Origin of the sequence: Ohessyouella blattaphilus, assembly GCF_024721265.1 — a bacterium.
GTDB lineage: Bacteria > Bacillota > Clostridia > Lachnospirales > Lachnospiraceae > Aequitasia > Aequitasia blattaphilus_A.
The window spans coordinates 38995-60851 of the sequence record NZ_JAMXOC010000016.1 but is presented as its reverse complement, the minus strand read 5'-3'; the positions used below and the strand labels follow the sequence as shown (position 1 = coordinate 60851).

The 21857-nt window shown below is 45.9% G+C and carries 20 protein-coding genes; all 20 read right to left on the bottom strand.

Annotated features, from left to right (window positions below; all coding sequences use genetic code 11):
• Nucleotides 1-6: 6 nt before the first annotated feature.
• Nucleotides 7-681, bottom strand: a complete 675-nt coding sequence (gene pyrE, locus NHH16_RS10695) for an orotate phosphoribosyltransferase (RefSeq protein ID WP_262069594.1) — start codon at nucleotides 679-681, stop codon at nucleotides 7-9.
• A 22-nt stretch (nucleotides 682-703) separates the two neighbouring features.
• The gene (locus NHH16_RS10690) at nucleotides 704-1609 is read right to left on the bottom strand and encodes a dihydroorotate dehydrogenase (protein ID WP_262069593.1); all 906 of its coding nucleotides are present in this window, start codon (nucleotides 1607-1609) and stop codon (nucleotides 704-706) included.
• On the bottom strand, nucleotides 1606-2382 hold the full coding sequence (locus NHH16_RS10685; RefSeq protein WP_262069611.1) for a dihydroorotate dehydrogenase electron transfer subunit: 777 nt from the start codon (nucleotides 2380-2382) through the stop codon (nucleotides 1606-1608). The genes NHH16_RS10690 and NHH16_RS10685 overlap by 4 nt, the downstream gene beginning before the upstream one ends.
• A gap of 2 nt (nucleotides 2383-2384) precedes the next feature.
• Nucleotides 2385-3311: an orotidine-5'-phosphate decarboxylase gene (gene pyrF, locus NHH16_RS10680; protein ID WP_262069592.1), complete on the bottom strand. Its 927-nt coding sequence runs from the start codon at nucleotides 3309-3311 to the stop codon at nucleotides 2385-2387.
• 18 nt (nucleotides 3312-3329) lie between these two features.
• Nucleotides 3330-4610 carry a dihydroorotase gene (locus NHH16_RS10675; protein WP_262069591.1) on the bottom strand — a complete coding sequence of 427 codons (1281 nt, stop codon included), beginning with the start codon at nucleotides 4608-4610 and terminating at the stop codon, nucleotides 3330-3332.
• Nucleotides 4611-4694: 84 nt separating this feature from the next.
• Nucleotides 4695-5888 carry a S41 family peptidase gene (locus NHH16_RS10670; RefSeq protein WP_262069590.1) on the bottom strand — a complete coding sequence of 398 codons (1194 nt, stop codon included), beginning with the start codon at nucleotides 5886-5888 and terminating at the stop codon, nucleotides 4695-4697.
• An 11-nt stretch (nucleotides 5889-5899) separates the two neighbouring features.
• Entirely contained in the window at nucleotides 5900-7006 is a 1107-nt protein-coding gene (locus tag NHH16_RS10665; RefSeq protein WP_262069589.1) for a murein hydrolase activator EnvC family protein, read from the bottom strand.
• A 20-nt stretch (nucleotides 7007-7026) separates the two neighbouring features.
• A complete protein-coding gene (gene ftsX, locus NHH16_RS10660; protein WP_262069588.1) occupies nucleotides 7027-7932 on the bottom strand; it encodes a permease-like cell division protein FtsX in 906 nt (301 codons plus the stop codon).
• On the bottom strand, nucleotides 7922-8608 hold the full coding sequence (gene ftsE / locus NHH16_RS10655) for a cell division ATP-binding protein FtsE (RefSeq protein ID WP_262069587.1): 687 nt from the start codon (nucleotides 8606-8608) through the stop codon (nucleotides 7922-7924). Before ftsE ends, ftsX begins: the two co-directional genes overlap by 11 nt.
• Nucleotides 8609-8624: 16 nt before the next feature.
• Nucleotides 8625-9713 carry a PucR family transcriptional regulator gene (locus NHH16_RS10650; RefSeq protein WP_262069586.1) on the bottom strand — a complete coding sequence of 363 codons (1089 nt, stop codon included), beginning with the start codon at nucleotides 9711-9713 and terminating at the stop codon, nucleotides 8625-8627.
• 162 nt (nucleotides 9714-9875) lie between these two features.
• A complete protein-coding gene (locus tag NHH16_RS10645) occupies nucleotides 9876-10520 on the bottom strand; it encodes a WecB/TagA/CpsF family glycosyltransferase (RefSeq protein WP_262069585.1) in 645 nt (214 codons plus the stop codon).
• Nucleotides 10521-10634: 114 nt separating this feature from the next.
• A complete protein-coding gene (locus NHH16_RS10640; RefSeq protein ID WP_262069584.1) occupies nucleotides 10635-10829 on the bottom strand; it encodes a PspC domain-containing protein in 195 nt (64 codons plus the stop codon).
• Between the two features lie 14 nt (nucleotides 10830-10843).
• The gene (locus NHH16_RS10635; RefSeq protein ID WP_262069583.1) at nucleotides 10844-11710 is read right to left on the bottom strand and encodes a DUF4097 family beta strand repeat-containing protein; all 867 of its coding nucleotides are present in this window, start codon (nucleotides 11708-11710) and stop codon (nucleotides 10844-10846) included.
• Between the two features lies 1 nt (nucleotide 11711).
• Nucleotides 11712-12353 (bottom strand): DUF1700 domain-containing protein, encoded by a 642-nt coding sequence (locus tag NHH16_RS10630; RefSeq protein ID WP_262069582.1) that lies wholly within the window; start codon nucleotides 12351-12353, stop codon nucleotides 11712-11714.
• The gene (locus tag NHH16_RS10625) at nucleotides 12350-12673 is read right to left on the bottom strand and encodes a PadR family transcriptional regulator (protein WP_262069581.1); all 324 of its coding nucleotides are present in this window, start codon (nucleotides 12671-12673) and stop codon (nucleotides 12350-12352) included. Before NHH16_RS10625 ends, NHH16_RS10630 begins: the two co-directional genes overlap by 4 nt.
• A gap of 110 nt (nucleotides 12674-12783) precedes the next feature.
• Entirely contained in the window at nucleotides 12784-16329 is a 3546-nt protein-coding gene (gene addA / locus NHH16_RS10620) for a helicase-exonuclease AddAB subunit AddA (RefSeq protein WP_262069580.1), read from the bottom strand.
• Nucleotides 16319-19639 (bottom strand): PD-(D/E)XK nuclease family protein, encoded by a 3321-nt coding sequence (locus NHH16_RS10615; protein ID WP_262069579.1) that lies wholly within the window; start codon nucleotides 19637-19639, stop codon nucleotides 16319-16321. The genes addA and NHH16_RS10615 overlap by 11 nt, the downstream gene beginning before the upstream one ends.
• Nucleotides 19640-19641: 2 nt before the next feature.
• Nucleotides 19642-20901: a GTPase HflX gene (hflX, locus tag NHH16_RS10610; RefSeq protein WP_262069578.1), complete on the bottom strand. Its 1260-nt coding sequence runs from the start codon at nucleotides 20899-20901 to the stop codon at nucleotides 19642-19644.
• Nucleotides 20902-20909: 8 nt separating this feature from the next.
• Nucleotides 20910-21440: a tetratricopeptide repeat protein gene (locus NHH16_RS10605; protein WP_262069577.1), complete on the bottom strand. Its 531-nt coding sequence runs from the start codon at nucleotides 21438-21440 to the stop codon at nucleotides 20910-20912.
• Nucleotides 21441-21444: 4 nt separating this feature from the next.
• Nucleotides 21445-21801 carry an ArsR/SmtB family transcription factor gene (locus NHH16_RS10600; RefSeq protein ID WP_262069576.1) on the bottom strand — a complete coding sequence of 119 codons (357 nt, stop codon included), beginning with the start codon at nucleotides 21799-21801 and terminating at the stop codon, nucleotides 21445-21447.
• Nucleotides 21802-21857: the final 56 nt, after the last annotated feature.

The window sequence follows — 21857 nt, the reverse complement described above, 5'->3', positions numbered from 1 at the left end:
CACCTTCTATTTTACGCCGTAGATTTTATAATACTCATCGATGGCCGTCTTCATCGCCTCATCGATAATCACTCGGCCTTTATACTCCTTATTGTAGAGACACCCAATCACCTCTTCCATAGTGACAATCGCCGTAGTCTCTAGATTATACTTCTCTTTAATTTCCGCAAGGGCGCTTTTCGTCCCTTGACCCCGCTCCATCCGGTCAACGGATACTACCAGCCCGATCGGTGAAACCTCACCCTGAGCCTTAATAATCGGCAATGTCTCGGCAATGGAAGTACCGGCGGTGGTCACATCTTCAATAATCACCACTTTGTCGCCGTCGCTTAACGGGCTGCCCAGTAAAATCCCGGTATCTCCGTGATCTTTTACCTCTTTGCGATTAGAACAGTACTTGATATCCTTGTCGTAGATTTCGCTAATGGCCATGGTTGTGGCAACACTTAAAGGAATCCCTTTATACGCCGGCCCGAAAAGCACATCAAAATCCAGGCCAAACTTCGCCTGAATGGCCTTAGCGTAATACGCGCCTAGCTCTCGCAGCTGAGATCCGCTACGATAAAAGCCGGTATTGACAAAAAAGGGGGTTTTCCGTCCGCTCTTAGTGGTGAAATCACCAAACTTTAACACCTGACAATCTATCATAAAGTGAATAAAATCAATCTTATACTGTTCCATCTTCTTCTCCTTCAAATCCTAACTATTTGACTGCACCAATGATTTCCTCGATGCTTTCGTGTCCGTATTGCTCTAAGTACGAAGCCAGACCGTTAATCACTTCCTCGGTGGTTTGCGGATTGTAAAAATTCGCCGTACCAACGCTGATCCCGGTAGCACCGGCTAACATAAATTCGATTCCGTCCTCTGGCGTAGCAATCCCGCCCATACCAATGATCGGCAAGCGTGTTGCCTGGGCCACTTGATACACCATGCGAACAGCGATCGGCTTAATCGCTGGGCCGGATACACCGCCGGTTTTATTTGCTAGAGCAAAGCTCTTCCGGTGAATATCGATTTTCATGCCGGTCAGCGTATTAATCAGCGATAAGGCATCGGCACCGGCGGCTTCTGCTGCCTTTGCCATCTCCGTAATATCCGTTACATTGGGACTTAACTTCATAATAATTGGCTGCTTAGCCACTTTTTTTATTTTCGCCGTTATCTCGCTTAAGCAAGCCGGGTCTTGGCCAAAGGCAATTCCGCCGTGCTTAACATTGGGGCAAGATACGTTGATTTCCAAAAGATCTACTTGTTCATCCCCGAGGCGCTCTACTACTTCTAGATAATCTTCCGTAGTCCGTCCACATACGTTGACGATAATCTTCGTATCGAATTGTTGCAAAAACGGCAAATCCCGTTTAATAAAAACATCAATTCCCGGGTTTTGCAAACCGATAGCGTTCATCATCCCGCCATAGGTCTCCGCAATTCTTGGAGTCGGATTTCCTTCCCAAGGAACATTAGCCACCCCTTTAGTCACTACCGCTCCTAGCTTATTCAAATCCACAAACTCGCTATATTCTTCACCGGAGCCAAAGGTACCTGAGGCAGTCATCACTGGATTCTTTAATTCAACACCGGCAATCTTTACCGCTAGACTTCTCATAGCTCCACCTCCCAAGCAGAAAATACCGGCCCCTCTTTACAGACTCGCTTATTATGCACCTGGCTATGTTCGTCCTTTTCCTTAGAACCGCATACACAAGCGAGACAAGCACCAACACCACAGGCCATCTTTTCTTCTAGAGACAGATAGCACTGAGTAATTCCTGCAGATGCAGCATATTCTTTAATGGCTAGGAGCATAGGCGTAGGGCCACAGGCATAGATAATATCTGCCTTTAGGCCTTCTGCCTTAATAGCGTCAATCACCGTTCCCTTGGTGCCCACACTACCATCTTCTGTGGCCACGAAGCATTCTCCGTATTTTTCCAAATCCTCTTGAAGGAAGGTTTCATCTCGGTAACCAGAGACAATTAAGTTTTTATCCATTCGGTTTTTCGCCAGCTCTACCATCGGCGGAATACCAATCCCGCCACCAATTAAAAGAGCGGTTCCCGGAAGCTCTGACATAAACCCATTCCCTAAAGGACCCATTAACTGAAGGGTATCGCCCTTTTGCAAGCGTGAAAACTGCTCCGTACCGGTATTCGCTCCCGTAACTCGGTAAACCAGCCGCAGGCTCCCATCTTCTTTATCCACTTCGCAGATACTAATCGGTCTTGGCAAAAGCTTGGACGCATCTTCTGTATAGAGGGAGACAAATTGTCCCGGCTTAGCTCCCCCGGCAATGGTGGGGGCTGTAACCCACAGATCAAAAATCCCCGTAGCTATCTGCTTTTGTTCTTTGATGATTCCTGCAATCTTTTCTTTCTTCATCATTATCTACTTTCTAAAGCTCCCTTAATATCCGTTACCATATCGATAACCGCTGCTCTGGCCGCCTCGCCGAAATGTTCCTCGCCGTATGCCTGATAAGCCTCTTGCTTATACGCTGCGATAATCCCTCGAGAGGAATTAATAATCGCTCCCAAACCGTCTTCGTTAAAGAAGTGTACTAAGTCTTTGCCCTTACCGCCTTGAGCACCGTATCCCGGCACCAAAATGTAAGTCTTTGGCATAATCTTACGCAAAGCTTTGCCCATCTCTGGGTAGGTAGCACCCACTACCGCACCCACGTAGCTATACTCTTCGCCCATAACCTCTTCGCCCCACTGAGCGACTTTTTCACCAACGATTTCATATAGCGGGCGACCATCTATCAAGCGATCCTGAAATTCACCACTAGAAGGATTGGAAGTCTTAACGAGAATAAAAATCCCTTTCTTCTCTTCCTTGCAGACAGACAAGAACGGATTGATGCCATCCGAACCAAGATAGGGGTTCACTGTGGCAAAATCCTCACCAAAAGGCGTAAAGCTCTTGCTTCCTACCTGCACCTGACCCAAGTGGCCAACCGCATAGGCTTCTGAAGTCGAGCCGATATCCCCTCGCTTCACATCACCAATTACTACTAGCCCTTTTTCCTTACAATAAGCTACCGTCTTGGCAAACGCCTCCATTCCTGGAACCCCAAACTGCTCGTACATCGCAATCTGTGGCTTTACTGCCGGAATCAAATCGTAACAATTATCGACGATCTCTTTGTTGAACTGAAAGATAATCTCGCCAGCTGCTTCTAAGCTTTCTCCCATTTCCTGAAAGACTTTCGTTTTCAAAAACTCTGGCACATAAGAAAGCATGGGATCTAGGCCCACTACGATTGGTGCTTTCGTCGCTTTAATTTTATTGATCAATTGATTTATCAAGACTCTTCCTCCCGTTTTTTATTCACGCTCATACACTACGTTTCCATCCACTATGGTTACTCTTACTTCGCCTTTCACCTTGCGGCCATCAAAAGGGGTATTCTTGCCTTTTGAGACGAAGTTATTTTTATCGATGACACCTTCCTTCTCAGGATCAAAGATCACCACATCACCGTTCATTCCGGGAGCAATGTTCCCCCGGTCACTAAGGCCGAGAATCTTTGCCGGCGTGACACTCATCCGCTCTGCCATCTGCATAATACTAAGAACTCCTGGGAGCACTAGTTCTGTATAGGTAAGAGCCGCACTAGTCTCAAGACCAACAATACCAAAAGCTGCTTTGGCAAAGCCTACCTTCTTTTCCTCTTCACTATGAGGCGCATGGTCCGTGGCGATGGCATCGATAACGCCGCTTTTAAGTCCTTCCCTAAGTGCCAGAACATCCGCCTTCGTTCGTAGTGGGGGATTCATTTTAAAATTACCGTCATCTTCTTTAATATCATCAGTAGTGAGGATAAAGTGATGAGGACACACTTCTGCCGTTACCCGGATTCCTGCTTCCTTCGCTTCTTTAACCATCCGTACACTGTCTTTCGTAGAGCAATGGCATAGGTGCAACTTGCCTTTTACCTCGCCGGCCAAAATAATGTCTCTGGCCACAATCACATCTTCCACGCTATTAGTAATCCCTTTTAGACCTAAACGCTTCGCATTTTCGTCCGCATTGGCCACGCCGCCTTTTACCAGATTGATATCCTCACAGTGGGCAAAAACCACCAAGTCATTAGCAGCTGCCACTTTCATGCCCTCTTTATAAAGGCCCGAATCCATAACCGACTTGCCATCTTCACTAATGCCAAAGCAACCCGCACTACCCATGGCGGCAATCTCGGAAAGCTCTTTTCCTTCTTGCCCTTTGGTAACGGCTCCTAACTGAATCACCTTCGTAGGCGACTCACTTAGCGCCCGGGCATTTACCGCCTCGACTTTTTCTCTCGTATCGATAACCGGCTTTGTATTAGGCATTGCCACCACGGTGGTGACCCCGCCTTTTACCGCCGCCATCCCGCCCGTTCGCAGGTCTTCTTTGTACGTCAGTCCGGGATCGCGAAAGTGTACATGGAGGTCGATAAAACCTGGCATTACATAACAATCAGAGGCATCGATTACCCTCTCTGCCTCCGTCTCTATATTCTTCGCCACCGCTACGACCTTTTCACCTTCAAGAAGAACATCTAGAATGTCCTCAGTGTTCGTGGCCGGGTTGATGACTTTTCCATTCTTTATTAACAGACTCATTTACTATTTCCTTTCCGCTACCTACGGTCTTTATTTTACCATAGGCATAGAAAAAAGGGAATGCAAAAAACATCCCCCAAAATCCTATTTATTCTGTTCATTTTGTAGAAAAGCGATTGCCTCGTCCAGTTGGTTATCCTGATCCGGATTCGCTTCGTTATACTCATACTTCACTTCCACATCAGGAGTAATGCCTTCTTTCTCCACGCTACGACCCTTGGGCGTAAAGTACTCCGCAATCGTGAGCTTCAAGCTACTGCCGTCCTTTAGCGGGAAGATTTCCTGAACTACGCCTTTTCCATAGGTTTTCGTGCCCATAATCGTACCCTGACCGTAATCCTGAATCGCCCCGGCAAAGATTTCCGAAGCACTGGCACTATTTCCATCTACTAAGACCACCAAAGGTTTCGTAAACTCTGTCTCTTTATCAGAGGTGAATTCTGTCTTTTTCCCGTCCCGGTCTTCCATATAGACGGTTAGACCTTCTGGTAGCATCCTATCTAAAATGTCCGCCACAATCTGCAGACTACCACCTGGGTTTCCCCGCAAATCTACAATTAAGCTGGTCATCCCTTGACTTTCTAGATCTTCAACCCCTTGCTTAAACTGGTCATAACTTACCTGGTCAAATTCAGATAAGACCAAATAGCCGATATTGTCAGCTTTCATCTCGGCGGTCACAGTCTCTACTTCTAACTTTCTCCGAGTAGCCGTTACCTCAAATTCCTTTTCTTCGCTGGTGCGATACATCGTCAAGGTAACTTCTGTTCCTTCCTCGCCTTTAATGTGGGTCACCACTTCACTTAAATCATCTTCGGAAGTCAGTTCTCTATCGCCCACTTTAAGAAAGATATCCCCTGCTCGAAGTCCCGCTTCTTCTGCTGGCGAATCCGCATATACCCGGACCACACTAATGGCTCCCGTCTCCCGGTTTTGGTTTAAAAGAGCACCAATTCCGCTATACTGACCGCTGTTGGACTCGTTCATTAGCTTCGTTTCCTCGACGGTATAATACGCGGAGTAGGGGTCGTCAAGACCAGCAATAAAGCCTTTGTAGATACCTTCTTTAAGCTTATCGGCGTCCACATCATGAAGATACACCTGCTCGATATACTCTTCTAATAGATTCAGCTTCGTATCCACATCCGCAAGTGCTTCTTCTGTCTGTGCTTCCTTTAGTACATCTTTCTTCTGAAGGATGCTACACCCTGCCAGCACAGTTATTAATAATATACAAAGGGCGCTAAGTAGCGCCCCTTTTCGTAATCTTTTATACATTCATTTACCCTTTATAAGAACTGTAATGGATTAACTGCCACTCCGTTTTGACGCACCTCAAAGTGAAGGTGAGCACCGGTAGAATCACCCGTTGAACCAACATTCATAATATGCTGACCTTTCGTAATCGTCGTTCCTGGAGCGATGCCACTTACGAAAGAGCTCGCATGCATATAGATGGTCACTAACCCGTTACCGTGGTTAATATGAATCCAGTTTCCTGCTGAGTAATGGTAACTTGCTACCGTTACTACACCGTCTGCTGCCGCATATACCGGTGTGCCTGCTGCAGCGCTGTAATCTACTCCGTTATGATGCTCCGAACCACCGGTAATCGGCGATGTCCGCCAGCCAAAAGGACTGGTAATCGGCGAACCTGGCACTGGATGGGTAAATGTACCGTTTCCGGTAACCACACTGCTACCACCACTAACGTATCCTGGTGAATTATCGGTAGCTGCCGCCGCCTCTGATTGGGCCTGCTTAATGCTTTCCACATGAGCAATCTGGTCTTGTAATTCTTTATCTAAGCCACCAAGTTCGGCTTCTTTTGAAGCTAATAAGCTTTCAAACTCAGCCTGTCTAGCACTTAACCCCACTTGCATCTCTTCAAGCTTGGCGTGCTCGGCCTTTAACTCGGCTTCTTGCACCTCAATCTTACTTACTGTCGCTTGATACTCGTTCAGCATATCTCTATCATACTCTGAGGTCGTCTTAATATACTCTGCCTTATTGATCAGGTCACTCATATCCTTTGACTCTGCGAGCATGGTAATAAACTGCAAATCGCCACCTTCAAAAATGTACTTAATCCGCTTCTTCATCGCTTCATATTGGTCATTAGCGGTAACCCTTGCCGTCTCTAATTCGATTTCTTTTTCAATCACTTCATTATGCTTTTCATGAGTCTTAATCCGTGTTTCTTCTAGCTCAGCAACCGTGGCACTAAGCGTCGCGGCTAACGAATTCTTCTCGCTTTCAGCTGCTTGTTTCTTTTCCTCTAGCGCCTTCTTTTGTTGCTCCGCGTCAGAAAGTTCATCCGCATTAACATTTAGACCTAGCGAACAGAACACGATAAAGCTCATTAAAATCGCAATTTTTCTAAACCCTTTTTTCATAAATAACCCCCTGTGGTGTATTACACTCTTAGATGTTTTCTTATTGTGAAAAAGCTTCCCAAGAAGCCGATTCCTACCCCTAGCAATAAGCCAACTGGTAAAAGTGTCCGATAAACTTCGTTAACTGGTAAAAACGTAATCAAATTGTTGAGCAAACTAAACTTGGTCTTCACGTAGCCGATAATCGCCTCGTAAGAAAAATAAAGAATAGTTAGCGGTATTATAGCACCAACCGCACCAATTATCAATCCTTCGATAACGAACGGTGCCCGCACAAAGCTGTCTTTTGCCCCGATATATTTCATAATCGCAATTTCTTCTCGTCTAACGGTAATTCCCATCGTAACGGTGTTGCTGATAAGGAAAATCGCTACTGCTAAGAGAATTCCGATAATTACCGCCGAAACCACACTAATCATCCGGTTCACACTGGTAAACGTCTTTGCCACCACATCTGAGCGGTTAACCTTACGCACTCCACTCATATCTTCCGCTTTATCTACTAGCGTCTGCTGCTGGGAAACGTCGGACATAGTTACTACGTAGTGATCGGAGTTTGCCAGAGGATTTTCTTTAAAGCCACCTGCTAACTCTTCGTTTCCTTCGAAATAGTCCTCAACGTAATCTGCCCAGGCCTCTTCCTTAGAGACGTATTTCACTTCTTTAACACCTTCTAATCCTTTAATGGTGTCGCCAATTGCGTCTTTTCTCGTTTTCGATAAATCTTCATCGAAGAACACCGTAATACCTACGGTCTCCTCCGCTTTTTTAATCGTGTGGGAAAAATTCACCAATAAGGAGTAAAAAACACCGAAAAGAAAAATACAGGCCGCCATCGTGGCGATGGACGCAACGGAAAACATTTTGTTACGTCTAATATTTTTCACGCCTTGTTTGAAGGTATATCCCATTGTACTAATTTTCATGCTTATACCCACCTTTTTTCTCGTCGCTGACAATTACACCCTTGTTCATCGTAATTACGCGCTTTTGCATCTCGTTTACGATTTCTTGATTATGGGTTACTACAAGTACCGTTGTCCCTCTTTCATTGGCTTCTTCAAGAAGCTTCATGATCTCCCACGAGTTCTTCGGATCTAAGTTTCCTGTCGGCTCATCGGCTAGAAGAATCGCCGGTTCGTTAACAATCGCTCTTGCAATCGCCACTCGCTGCTGCTCTCCACCTGATAATTCCTTCGGGAACGACTTGTACTTTTGCGCCAGACCAACCAGCGATAGTGCTGCCGGTACTTTTTGCTTAATTACCCGCGTTGGTTTTTCGGTAACGCGCTGAGCAAAAGCAATATTCTCATAAATGTTTCTATCTTTCAATAAACGGAAATCCTGGAAGACAACGCCGATATTGCGGCGGTACATCGCAATCTTGCGATGCTTCATGCGTTCTAGGTTCTGACCATTCACAATAATAGTGCCTGAAGTAGGTTCTAACTCCTTCATAATCAAGCGAATCAAAGTCGATTTACCTGAGCCACTATCACCAACAACAAAGACAAATTCTCCTTGCTTAATCTGCAAGCTGACACCGTTTAAAGCCGCGATGCCTTTAGAATATTCCTTCGTAATTTCTTTTAGTTCAATCATTGTAACCTCCTAATTACTAGTACTCCAATGACTCCATATAATTCATGTATTTGACTACCATTAAGGCAATCTTGAAAGTTATGGCGTCTTCAAACACCCGCAAATCCAGGCCGGTGCTCTTTTGGAGCTTATCCAACCGATACACTAGCGTATTCCGGTGGATGTATAGCTGTCTAGACGTTTCGGATACGTTCAAGTTGTTTTCAAAGAATTTATTAATCGTTGTCAAAATCTCCTCATCAAAGTCGTCTGGAGATTTGCCTTCGAAAATTTCTCTAATAAACATTTTGCATAGCGGAATTGGCAACTGGTAAATCAGTCTTCCTATTCCTAGCGTACTGTAAGCGATAATCTCCTTTTCGTCGAAGAAAATCTTACCTACATCCAGGGCAAGCTTCGCTTCTTTGTACGATTTTGATACTTCGCGGATATCATCCACAATCGTTCCGTAGGAAACGAGTACGCGACTATCCCCATCCTCCAGAAGCATATCATGAAAATGTGTCGCAATCTTGTTCAACTCATCCGGCCCATCTTTGCCATCTAATTCTTTTACCACAATTGTACTCTTCTCGTCAACTGCAGTAATAAAATCTTTTGTATTATTTCCCAAAAGACGGCGAATATTATCTAGGGTACTGGATTCTCTTTCCCTCGTTGTCTCGATCGTGAAAACAACGCGGCGAACCTCTGTTTCTATGCGCAATTTCTTGGCACGATTATAGATATCTACCAATAGCAAATTGTCAAGCAACAGGCTCTTGATAAAATTATCTTTATCAAAACGCTCTTTATAAGCTACCAATAAATTCTGGATTTGGAAAACGGCAATTTTTCCGATCATGTGCGTATCTTCTGAATTCCCTCTAACTAGCAGTACGTACTCTAGCTGGTGGTCATCAAACACCTTAAAAAATTGGTTCCCTTGAATCTCTTGGCTATCCGCCGGAGACTTCACAAAAGAAACCACCTGTGTTTCATGGGATTCAGATGCGCTCATCGTACTTGTAATTACTTTGCCATCTACATCTAAGATGCAGATATCGGCCTTCGTAATCGCCTTCAACCCTTCTATCGTATTTTGAAGTATCTGATTAGATATCATACTAGCCTCCTTCGCTCATTGACATATGCATATTTCACAATTTTCTATTCTCATTATAGGTAAAACCGCATAGTCATAGTATATCTTAATACAAATCGACAAAAAAATAAAGAGGAAATCCAGTTTTTTTGTTGATTTCCTCTTAAATGCGTAAAATAGCCACTATTCTGGGGCACTATCCCCTATCTTTTTCTTGAAAATCCGCTGTTTGATAAACGCGGTCAGCTTCCCTATTCCCCGCTCTTCCCGGTCCATTTTCTTATATGCATCTCCAGTTCCCAGCCAAAGCTTGGTGTTTAAAGACTTTTTATTGTTAACTATAAAGTCCTCTTGCAGAGGCGAGGCAAGAACGGAAAGTACGCAGTCCACATCGCTACCGTTAATGGCGTTAACTAGCAGATCGTCGTCCCGATGCTCAGCCGATAAAACCGCCGCCCCAGCTAGACTCACAATTCCGTAATCCTTCCTTAGGTACTCGGCGAACTCTCGGCACTCCCCTTCATTATTCGCCAAAACAAACACCCGGCTATGATTCCTTTGTAATTGCCGGAGCAAAAGTGGCAGATAGCGCTCTTCCGTAAGGGAGACGGCCTCTAAAAGCCCTTTATCACCTGCTAAGACCAGATCGAACGTCTTCATTTCCGCTTTCAACTCCTGGCTTTCTTCTAGGCTCAGCAACTCCTCGCTGGTAATAATCTCCACAATAGCTAAAGGCTCTTTACCAGAAAGCGCATTCACCTTCCGCAGAGCCTCTTTACTATTCATTCGATTTATATTGATACCGAGAATTTCTATTGTTTTGCTCATGTACCCACCTGCTCCTAATTCGATTTCTGAATTATAGCAGACCCGGTAAGCCTTTTCAACAGAGTTTACAGCCTTGTAATACTAATTAATATTCTTAACAATTCTGTCATACCTTTATCTTGGGCCATCAGGAATGATAACCGCGGCCACAAAGTAAGCCAGAATCGCGGTCCCGCAGCTTGCAAAAGCAAAGAGCACAGCGGCAAGTCGTAACAAAGTGGCATCTACTCTAAAGTATTCGCCTAAGCCACCACACACACCGCAAATTTGTCTGTCGTTAATCGATCTGTATAATTTTTTCTGTTCCATAATCTTCTCCTTTTCTACTCGAATGTTACTGATACACTACCTACACCGACTTCTACTTCAAAAGGTTTGCCGGTGTTATTGTTGATACTTTTCTGGCCGCCGATACCGCCATAGCTTTCATGGCCCAGTACCAATTCACCGATGCCATACTTAAGGCTGTAGTCAAAATCCGTAAGGCTATTTGTTAGCACGACATCCACTTCACCGACGCCGCCGTGAATATATCCTGCGCGACTAACCGTTCCGTAAATTTCTAAGCGTCCAGCCCCGACTTCGGCCTTTAGATTGTCCGTCTTAACGCCCTCCATAACACTTTCACCAGCACCGACTTCCACATCGAGAAGTCCTGTTTCCAGCGCTTCTGTATTAATTGCGCCAGCTTCCACTTCCATACTCACTTGATTGAAGCGATAGCCTTCTGGAATATATACTCTAACCTTTTTTCCCGAAGTATTAGTAAACCATGCACGCTTGATCGTTTTTACTTCGATTTCTAATTCCTTATCTTCATTGTCAAACTCGCAACTAACCGTACCTCTGCCGCTGCCTTCTGCCACTTTAATGTCGCTTCCCTCGTAGGTAACGATATCAACTGCGCCGTATGTACAATCAATCGCCAATGAGCTGACGTTTTTAAACGTACGCTCGCCGCTAATGGCAGTAATTTCTTCGAACTGGTCATCGCTATCCCAGTCATCATCGCTTTCGTAACCCAGGCTGCTGGTGCCGAATTTCATAGGACCAATGCTGCCGTAGCGATTCAAAGAATAGATAAGCCCTTCCCTCGTTGCTCCTAAAGAAACGCCCACAATACTAACTACTAAGCCGACAGCGGCCATAATTCCGCAGACACTTAAAAATATTTTCGTTCCTCTTTTCACCTTAGGCCACCGCCTTTCTTGTCATGCCAACTAGTCTTCTACAAATATCCACCGTAAAACGTACTAGGCCTGGGAAGACAACTGTACAAAGCTTTACCGTATAACGAGTGGCCACTAAGCCCGCCGCTGTTAACAATAGCCCGACCCCGATACATACTAGACCGGCGGCAATCTCAGGGATTATCATTAAGATACCGGCCACAATTAGACTGATTCCACATATAATCACTGCCACCGCCGCTATCACTAATGAGACGAAGAACATAAACACGGCAAAAAGCAAGCTGACGACGGTGATAAACACCGCGAAAATTATTGGTAAGATAATCGGTGCCAGGATACACACACCGGCAATAATTAAAATAATTTTAAGAAGATTATTCTTATCCTTCGGCATCTCTTCGTACTTTTCTGGCAAAACATCACTGCTTTCCTGATCCTCTTTAATCGTTCCGCCAAGCTCAGACTTAATCGTCTTTGCCACCTTCGCTGGGCTAACTAGCTCGCTAATAATCGCCCCTTCATTCTCCGCACCGGCAGCATCAAAGTAATCATTATAGTATGCCAGCGCATCGTTTCTATCATCTGTTGGCAAGTCCGCTAGTAGTGCCGCCAACTCATTCATAAATTCTATGCGACTCATGCTATCGCACCTCCCTCAAAAATATTATTTACCTTTCTGGTATAGTTCTTCCATTCTATCCGGTAAAGGTTTAACTGCGCTCCACCTTTTTCCGTAATCTTGTAGTACCTTCGATTTCGGCCATCAATCTGCTTATCATACACTTCTAAGCACTCATCCTTCTGCAGCCTTCTTAAAACGGGATACAGAGTGGACTCGGAAACATCGATTGCCCCGCGGACCTCCTGTGTGATTTTATATCCATACGTACCCTCTTCTTCTCTGGATACAGTGGCCAGGACAATCGCATCAAGTAATGCCGCCCCTGTGTTAAAGACCATAATATTCACCTCTTTTTTCACTATAATACTGTTTTGTTAAACATATTATACGGCGTATAATATTGCTTGTCAACTAAGACAGCTATTTTTTTATAAAAAATGTGTTCCATTTAAACGGAACACACTTCTTGTAAGGTAACTGAATATATTATTTTCTCTTTTACTTTCTTTCCCGTGATTTGTTCTAGGGCGAGACCGTAGTAATGGAGCTGTTCTTGGTAGCGGGTTTTAAGTTCTCCCACATCCGTAACCCGGTCCGTCTTATAGTCAAGGATGGTTAGCCCTTCCGGGTCTTCATAGTAAACATCAATAATCCCTTGAATCAACGTCCACTCGTCGCTAGCAACACCGTAGACTTCCGCTGCCGGGCGAGCGATAAAAAAGGCTTTTTCTTTATAGAGCTTGCCCGCCTTTGCCGCCTTTTGCATAGCTTTTCCGTATGCACTCTGGAGGAATGCGACGATATCCGCCGGGGCCACCACCGCTGCTTCCTGCTCAGATAGGGCTCCTTCGCTAACCCAAGTGGATAAATGCTGGGTAATTGTAACATCGTCATATTCCCGGGTATAATCCAGAAGCTCAAAGACTCGGTGATAGGCATCCCCTCTAAGGGCACCGCTAAGGGCCTCTTCTTTCTTCATGAACTTGGGAATCAGCGGATTTACTACTGGCTCTTCAATCAGTGACTGAACACTATCTTCGTCCTCCTCTTCGGCGATCGCCTGGGCGTAGGCTAGCTTCTTTAACTCAGAGACGCTAATCTTACTCTTAATCTTCGTCTCCTCTTGGTGGGGGTAGACAAAGCTCGTCTGGGCTTCAAGAAGATCGGCTAAGGACTGGTCATACACCTCTTCGGTGTTAAGATGCAAGAGACTCTCCTGGGTAAAATAGCTCTCCAGCACGGTCATATCCTCTTCCTCCCTAACCATGCCAAAAGGAAGCACCGCCAAACTCACCGGCGTAATCTTATCTTCTCCTAGTAATACCGGTAAAAGAATATCGAGATACGTGCTGACACCGGCTACCAAATGATAGGGTAGGCTTGCCTCTGTGCCAGGCGTACGCTCCAAGTGCCCGAATTTTTTCTCATAGTCAGAGACAAAGCCGGTCAGAATTAGTTTCTTCTCTGCCCTAGTAAACGCCACGTAGAGAACCCGTAGTTCTTCCCCTAGAGATTCTAAACGCTCCTGGGCTTCAATTGTATTTTTAATCAGGCCGATCTGCTTGACCCCTAGGTACGTATCAATCATATCGATACCAATCCCTAGCTTGACGCTCTTAGCCAGCGGGTTGCTGGATCGTCCGCCGAGACGGTTCCCCAGTGCCGAGACGAAGACGTAAGGGAATTCTAAGCCTTTGCTCTGGTGAATACTCATAATTCGCACCACCTCAGCATTTTCATCGGTTAGTCCCGCTTCCCCCTCATCCACATTATATCGCTCCAGCTGATCGATATAATGGATAAAATGATAAATGCCCTTAAAACTAGACGCGTCAAAGCTTCTGGCCTTCTCTAGGAGCATCAGCACATTTGCCTGGCGCTGCTGGCCGCCTGGTAACGCCTGAACGTAGTCTAGATAACCAGTTTTCATTATAATAGAAGAAAGTACTTCGTGAATGGGCATATATTTCGCTTCCCTACGAAACTCAGCGATTTGCCAAAGGATCTCATTAAGCTTTTCCGCTACCAAATCCTCTCCCTCTTCTATATAAGAAGAAACAGCCTCGGAAAAGCTTTTCTGAGGATAGTGACTTTTAATCTGAGCTAGCTCTGTCTCTGTCATTTTTCCAAAGTAAGATAACAGTACGGCCGCTAGCGGAATATCCTGATAACCATTGTCGATAATCTTCAGATAATCTAGGAGCAACCGAATCTCCCTAGTTTTAAAATAGCCACTTCTCGAGGTCACATACGCCGGTATCCCCCTGGCGCTTAATTCTTTTCGTAGCCTCTCGCCTACCCCTTTGACACTTCTAAGCAAAATAACAATATCCCGGTAGTTGGCCCCGTTCTGAGCCCGGAGTCCCTTGATGCGCTGAGCAATCTGACTGGCTTCTAGAGCCAAGGCATCGGCTTCTCTAGACCCACTCCCATCAATTAAGCAGACTTCCGTCTGGCGATTCTCATCCTCTGCAAATTCACGCCCTTGAACGAGGGCGGCTCCTTCATCGTAATTGACACTGCCTATGGCTTCTGTCATTAGACGCTTAAAGAGGTAGTTGACAGTGTCGATAACCTCTTTCGAACTGCGAAAGTTCTTATGCAGGTCAATTCTTTGTTCCTTACTTTCCGCTAGCGAATACCGGTTGTACTTACCTACGAAAAGCTCAGGTCTAGCTAGTCTGAAGCGATAGATGCTCTGCTTCACATCCCCTACCATAAAGGTGTTATAATCGCCAGCCACCGCTCCGAAAATCGCTTCCTGCAAGTGGTTGCTATCTTGATACTCATCAATCATAATCTCTTTAAAGCGCTTCCGGTACCCTTCTGCCACTTGACTAGGCGCAAAATCAGCTTCCGCTCCCCTCGTTAAGATATCAAGGGCAAAATGCTCCATATCGGAAAAATCAATAATTCCCAGCTCCCGCTTCCTCTTGGCAAAACGCTCGCCAAAGAGCAGTACCAAGCGGACAATTTCCTTGACATGGATGTGGCTGATTTTAAAATCATCGAGCATCTCCTGGGTATTCTGAAAGTAGTACGTCACGAGCAAACGCTCCAAAACCCCTTTGCCTGCGTCGCGAAGGGCCTTTACCCTTACTTTTAAATCCCCATCGTAGGTAACCTGCTTGCTGTTGCGAACCACCCCGATTTTGCCAAAGGTAAGCTGGCGAAAGCCGGTATTTAACTCTTCATACGACTTTAAACCTAATAAGGATAAGACGTAGTCCCGTTCCTGCTCTAACGTTTCCTGATAAGGAGCCGGGCCACCCTCTAGGTAAGTGAGGGCTAGCGCTTCCTCGTACATTTCTAGGCACGCCGTTAGCTCAAGGTGAGTTTGCTCGACAATCTGCCTAACCAGCGGAGACGCTTCTAGCTCAGTCACGCTTGTGCAGTCATAAAGCGCGGCGGCCATTTTAAGCCACCCTTTATCATCAGGAAAACTGCGGGCATACAAATAGAGATCGGTAAGCATCTGAATCAAGTTGCCATCGTCTCGTTTGCCGCCATAAGCTAGCGCAAAATTCATAAAAGCCGGACTCCCGCTCTCATATTCTTCTTCTAATAGCTCTTCAAACAGCTCATTTTGCAAGAGGGTCAGCTCGCCCCCTTCCGCCACCCGAAAGGTCGGGTCAAGATCAATCTCGTGGAAGTGATCTTTAATAACGTTTAGGCAAAACGTATGAATCGTGGAGATTGCCGCCGTATTAATAAGAATAGCTTCTTCTTTTAAATGCTGATTGTCAGGATCAGCCGCTAACGCCTCTTCGATGGCCTTCCCAATTCTCGCCTTCATCTCGCTAGCAGCCGCTTCTGTAAAAGTGACCACTAGTAGTTCTGACACGCTAAAAGGAGCCGTCTTATCCGTCACCCGGTCAATGATCCGCGCCACTAAGACCGCCGTCTTACCGGAACCGGCGGCTGCCGACACCAAGATATTACGGTCCCGGTAGTCGATGACATTCTGTTGTTCTTTCGTGTACTTAATCGCCACCTGCAAGCGCCTCCTTCATCTCTGCTAAAAGCTCCTCCGAATCCGCCTTTAGCGCTTCCTTCTTTTCATAGCCGAACTGCCCTTCTGTAAACCCACACACATCGTGGTAATTACAGTAATCACAGCTATAAGGGCTGGCCTCTACGTCGCCTGCGAGAATTCGCGTCTTCCCTTCTTCCACCACCCGTTTGGCATAGTCCATCATCGTTTGAATCTCTTCCGTGTCAAAGACTTTACAACCCTTGGCAAAGGAAGCGTCCTTATTGCGGCGGATCTTTAGAACCACCGACTCGTTTACCATCTCTTTATCTAGGTGGGCAAGGGCAGCCCCGTCGCTATTAATCACCCCGTCAACCTTCAGCTCTTTAAGCTTCTCTGCCTGTACAGCTTCCAAATGACTTTTGGCGACCACCGGATCTTTAACCTGGAAGTAAAACGCTCCTGCTGGCACCACTTCCTTCTGGGGTTCCCCTGCTTTTACTTCCTTTAAAGAAGCATCCAAATAAAACATCAATTGCAGCGATAAGCCGTTATATAGGCTTGACACATCAAAGCTTTTCGCTCCGGTTTTATAGTCGATAACTTTGACATATACCCGGTCCTTGGCTTCACACAGATCGATTCTATCGATTTTGCCTTCGTTAAAACCAAACTCATAGAGCGCCGGCTTAAAATCGCCAACCTCTAAATGCTTACTCAGGGCCCAAATCGAGCGGTCTAGAAGCGAGCGCATTTTCCCTACCATATACCGGTTACGCGCAGTGGCTTCTAAAATATCATTATTATAGTCAGCAATAGCCGCCTCTAAGCTCTCATCTAAATAAGCGCTTCTTTTTTCTTCCGAAAGACCGAGCCAGCTTTCTTGATTCTCCTCGATCTTGAGGCCGTAACGCTCTAAAGCCTCATGGCAGATATTTCCCATATCCATAGCTTCAAACTCAAACTCCAGCCGTTCCTTAAGACGCAGACCATAATCCAAGAAATGAGCGTAAGAACAATTGGCAAACTTCTCCATCCGGGTAACGCTCCCTTTAAGCTCTAGACCGTATAGGGCCTTCGCCACTTCTTCCGGCAGATGGCTATCTCGCTTTTGGTAAAAGCAAGCCGCTATCATCTCTTCGTAAAGAGGCCGGTGGTTTTTGGCAAAAAAGCGGAAAAACTCTAGCTGAGAAGGCGTTAATTCCCGCTCTGGGGCGTGGATAATGCCAATCATCTCCGAAAGAGCACTGGCCTTTGTATACTCCTTTTCCCAATAGGAAAAGATATCAATATCGGTAACGCTAAGAGCCGGAAAGAGCTTTTTCATCTCTCCGAAAAGATAGCTGGGGTTAATACTCGTTCCCGACATACTGCTTTTCGCATAGGAAAGATACAGCGACTCCCGAGGCTTCGCCAGCATGGTATAAAGGTAGAACTTCTGCACAAAAACCTTCTCACTGCTACCCGGGGCAAGATTTACGCCCAGTTTAGAAAACTCTCTACGTTCACTCTCCCCCAAGAGACCATTCGTAAGTAACGCGCCTGGAATACAGTCATCACCTGCCCCGATAAAAAACAGCACTTTCAACTCATCAAAACGGCTACGCTGCACATCTCCGGTCATCACCTGATCTGTACTCGGGGGAATTACCCCAACCTTAGCCTCTTGAAGACCCACATCAAAAAGAGCGGAATACTCTGCCATCCCCATCACCTCATCGCCTAGGAGATCGACAAACTTATCTAAAAGACTAATTAAGATTTCATAGACCTGACGATACTCTTTTGCTAAAGAGGCGCTACCCTGCTCCTCTAGCTTGTCCGCTTCTATTTCTAACCGCTCCTGAAGCCTTTCCTGGACGCAGAAGTTATAGATTTGCTCTGTAATCGTCAGGACTTTTTTACTGGCCTTTCTAAATTCTGTCCGGTAGCCTTCAATGAGAGCAACCACCTCTTGACGAGTGGCATTTAAAGACACCAGTTCTTCCTCGTTTTGTCCTTTTAGCACCTTCGTCCACGGCTTCTGCCACTTAGCGTACTGCTTAAGACCTAAGGCTAAGCAGTAGTTTTCTAGGCGCGACACCTGATCGCCGGTAACCTGCGAGAGCTCAGTTTTTAAGAAACGCAACAGGCTAGCGTAGCTATAGCTATCGGTATAGATATTGATAAAACTCCGGACGTATTCCACATAAGGATTATTTAAAATGCTTCGCTTTTGATCCACAAAGCCATTGATGCCGTAGCTTAAAAAGGCCTGGCTTAAGTGCTCCCGATAGGTATCCATGTTGCCACAGACCACCCCGATATCGCGAAAGCGCAAGTTCTCCTCCCGGACCAGCTTGTGAATCTGAGCGGCCACAAATAGCGCTTCCTCCCTAGGATTTCGCGCTGTGAAAAGGCGAATACACTCTGGCTCCTCTAGGTATCTCTGATATCTGCTGCGAAAGATATTCTCTTCCAAATGAGCCAGTACCGGATTTTCTGCCAAGCGACTGTTCGTCTTCCCAAACAAGGTGACCGGGTCGCTCATCTGGACGGATGCTGCTTGCGCTTTTTTCTGCAAATTGCTAACCATCTTTTTTGTTAGGGCAAAAAGCTGATACGGATGAGGATTGCTATAAGGATTGCTACCCTCGTCAATCGTCGCGGTGATGACCACGTCGCGGCTGTATTTAAGGAGTTCCTGTAACAGGCGCTCCTGCACAGGGGTAAAGCCAGTAAAGCCGTCGAGAACAAACGTGGTGTTCTTTACCAGCTCCGAACTAGGCACAGCTTCCGCTAGGCGCTCTAGTAGACTCTCCCTAGTTAAGTACCGCTCCCGTAAGTAGTCGTTAAAGCCTTGATAAAGCACCTGTAAATCCTGAAGCTTATAATACAGTCGCCCTTTTTCCGGAAGCTCCTCCATTATCTCGCCTAGCCTATCTTCATCGATTTCATACTGGGTAAATTCAGAAAAAACCGACTTCACCTCTTCGATATAGCCAATTTTATCCATATTCCCTTTTAACACGATCAGCTTCGCCTCTAGGTCACCGGCCACTTTTCTGATTACCATATTCTTGCCTTCGTCATCGAGAAGCGCTAGTTTTGGTGTCTTTGTTTCTTCAAAAACACGAAAAGCCAGCCGCATAAAGCTCTGAACATCAATGTTCATAATCCCTTTACGCGGGTGACTTAAGACGATATCCCTTTGCATCGTTAAGGTAAACTGCTCCGGAACAACCATAATGAAATTTTCCGCCGGTCGCTTTAGGGACTCGTTAATCACATAGTCCCTGGCATAAGACGACTTTCCCGAACCGGCCGGCCCAAACACAAACTGAAGTGCCATCTTTAATCCTCACTCTCGCTCTTTACTTTTCCCACCATATTCTTAGGGATATATGCTTTAATTAGAATACCATCTGCGGTGTACTCTTCGAGCACCACCTCACCGTATTTCCGGATTAAGGCAATCTTACCTGCCTCATGAAAGCCGTAAAGAGTTTCGATATATTGCTTCTGCTCTCGCAGCACGGTTTCAATCGCCGCTAAAAGCTCCGTAAAGCCCCAGCCCGACTTTGCGGAAATCTCCACCCGTAAGTCCGCTTTAAAGTCTCGCAAATTCACTTTCTCTGTTAACAAGTCCTGCTTATTAAAGGCAGTAATCACCGGTTTTCCCGTGACTCCTAATTCGGCCAAGGTCTCATAGACCGTATACATTTGCACATCGGCTTCCTCTGAAGATGCGTCCACCACGTGAAGAATCACCTGGGCGTACTTCGCCTCTTCCAGAGTACTTTTAAAGGCCTCGATCAGATGATGGGGAAGCTTTCTAATAAAGCCAACGGTATCCGTCAAAAGCACCTCTTGCCCAGACTCCAACTGGAGACTCCTAGTAGTTGGGTCAAGGGTGGCAAACAGCTGATCCTCCGCATAGATTTTCGCATCCGTCAAGGAATTCAAAAGGGTCGATTTCCCCGCATTGGTATAACCTACGATAGCGATTACCGGAAGCTGCTTTTTGCTGCGATTTTCCCTAGTAACCTCGCGGTGCCTTTTCACGTCCTTTAGCTCCCGGTTAAGCAGAGCGATTCGGCTTTTAATCAGACGCCGATCCTGTTCAAGCTTCTTTTCTCCTGGTCCTCTCGTGCCGATTCCACCACCTAGTCTAGACATAGACGTCCCGCGTCCCGTTAGCCGGGTCTGGGCGTATTTAAGCTGAGCAAGTTCTACCTGAATCTTCCCTTCACTAGTGGAAGCTCTCGCAGCAAAGATATCAAGAATGACCAGCGTCCGGTCAAGAACCTTAACATCTAAGGCTTCCTCTAGATTTCTGGTCTGGACTGGGGAGAGCTCGTCGTCGCAGATAATGCCGGTGGCTTCTTGTTCAAAAAGCAGATCTTTAATCTCTTCTAACTTCCCCTTTCCGACGTAGGTCTGGGGATGAAACTGATCCCGGATCTGAATAATCCGTCCCACACTCTCAGCGCCAGCTGTCTTAGCTAATTCTTCTAACTCATCTAACGAAGACAGGGTGTCCTCTTCGCTTTTATTTCCCAGAGCCACCCCGACTAAAATTACTTTTTCTTTTTTCTCATTGTATTCGATCATATACTATCCTATCTGGTCTGTAAGAAATCCAATTCCTTCTGAGCCTCACTATCCTCAGGAAACTCGCCTACGTATTCCTGTAAAAACTTAAGAGCGCTAGCTAAGTCGCCGCTTTCTTCGTAGGCGGTAATTAGCCCCTTCTTCATCTCCTGGCGAAGACTGGTCTCTACCTCTTCTTGCTGAAGGCCAAAGTTGTAATAATTAATCGCCGCCTGCAAGTTCCCTAATTGCCGCTCACAAACAGCCATTAAATTATAGGTAGTGGCACGAAAGGTCGCCTCGCTTGCCAGTGCTTCTTTAAAGGCGGCTAAGGCCTTTTCGTACTCCTCTTGCTGATAGTAGGCCGTACCAAGTCCTAGATTTGCTTCCCCTATTTCTTGTTCCTTTTCGATTGATTTTTCGAAAACGGATACCGCCTTCTCATACTCACCTTCTTCTAAGTAGGCATACCCATCCTTCACATACTCCTTTGGCTTACAGCTTACGAAGACCAAAGAAAGTAGCGCTAGCATAAGTACCACTCGCCAACTTCTCTTCATCAATTTACTCCTTAATATGCTCCATCCCCTGACAGATAATCGTCTGAATATGACTATCTGCAAGTGAATAAAAAATCGTTTTGCCGTCACGTCGGTTCTTTACTAGTTTTGCTTGCTTAAGCACTCGCAGCTGATGGGAAATCGCGCTTTGGCTCATCTCTAAAAGCTCCGCCAAATCGCACACACACAATTCGCTAATCATCAGAGCACAAAGAATACGTACCCGCGTCCCATCGCCAAACACTTTATAAAAGCCAGCTAACTCACCGAATGTCTCCGGTGAGTCAAAAGCTGACTTAACGCTCGCAAGCGCCTCTTCATGCAAACCTTCGTGAGAACAGCATAGATCACTTTGCTTCATCTTCTACCTCTTCTTTGGGCAGGAATTATTTCCGTCACTTTCTATATTATACCACA

Bases quoted from the DNA above. Each gene is read 5' to 3' on its own strand.
- pyrE (WP_262069594.1), bottom strand. From the start codon at position 681: ATGGAACAGTATAAGATTGATTTTATTCACTTTATGATAGATTGTCAG.
- NHH16_RS10690 (WP_262069593.1), bottom strand. From the start codon at position 1,609: ATGAGAAGTCTAGCGGTAAAGATTGCCGGTGTTGAATTAAAGAATCCA.
- NHH16_RS10685 (WP_262069611.1), bottom strand. From the start codon at position 2,382: ATGAAGAAAGAAAAGATTGCAGGAATCATCAAAGAACAAAAGCAGATA.
- NHH16_RS10675 (WP_262069591.1), bottom strand. From the start codon at position 4,610: ATGAGTCTGTTAATAAAGAATGGAAAAGTCATCAACCCGGCCACGAAC.
- NHH16_RS10670 (WP_262069590.1), bottom strand. From the start codon at position 5,888: ATGTATAAAAGATTACGAAAAGGGGCGCTACTTAGCGCCCTTTGTATA.
- NHH16_RS10665 (WP_262069589.1), bottom strand. From the start codon at position 7,006: ATGAAAAAAGGGTTTAGAAAAATTGCGATTTTAATGAGCTTTATCGTG.
- ftsX (WP_262069588.1), bottom strand. From the start codon at position 7,932: ATGAAAATTAGTACAATGGGATATACCTTCAAACAAGGCGTGAAAAAT.
- ftsE (WP_262069587.1), bottom strand. From the start codon at position 8,608: ATGATTGAACTAAAAGAAATTACGAAGGAATATTCTAAAGGCATCGCG.
- NHH16_RS10650 (WP_262069586.1), bottom strand. From the start codon at position 9,713: ATGATATCTAATCAGATACTTCAAAATACGATAGAAGGGTTGAAGGCG.
- NHH16_RS10645 (WP_262069585.1), bottom strand. From the start codon at position 10,520: ATGAGCAAAACAATAGAAATTCTCGGTATCAATATAAATCGAATGAAT.
- NHH16_RS10640 (WP_262069584.1), bottom strand. From the start codon at position 10,829: ATGGAACAGAAAAAATTATACAGATCGATTAACGACAGACAAATTTGC.
- NHH16_RS10630 (WP_262069582.1), bottom strand. From the start codon at position 12,353: ATGAGTCGCATAGAATTTATGAATGAGTTGGCGGCACTACTAGCGGAC.
- NHH16_RS10625 (WP_262069581.1), bottom strand. From the start codon at position 12,673: ATGGTCTTTAACACAGGGGCGGCATTACTTGATGCGATTGTCCTGGCC.
- NHH16_RS10615 (WP_262069579.1), bottom strand. From the start codon at position 19,639: ATGGCACTTCAGTTTGTGTTTGGGCCGGCCGGTTCGGGAAAGTCGTCT.
- hflX (WP_262069578.1), bottom strand. From the start codon at position 20,901: ATGATCGAATACAATGAGAAAAAAGAAAAAGTAATTTTAGTCGGGGTG.
- NHH16_RS10605 (WP_262069577.1), bottom strand. From the start codon at position 21,440: ATGAAGAGAAGTTGGCGAGTGGTACTTATGCTAGCGCTACTTTCTTTG.
- NHH16_RS10600 (WP_262069576.1), bottom strand. From the start codon at position 21,801: ATGAAGCAAAGTGATCTATGCTGTTCTCACGAAGGTTTGCATGAAGAG.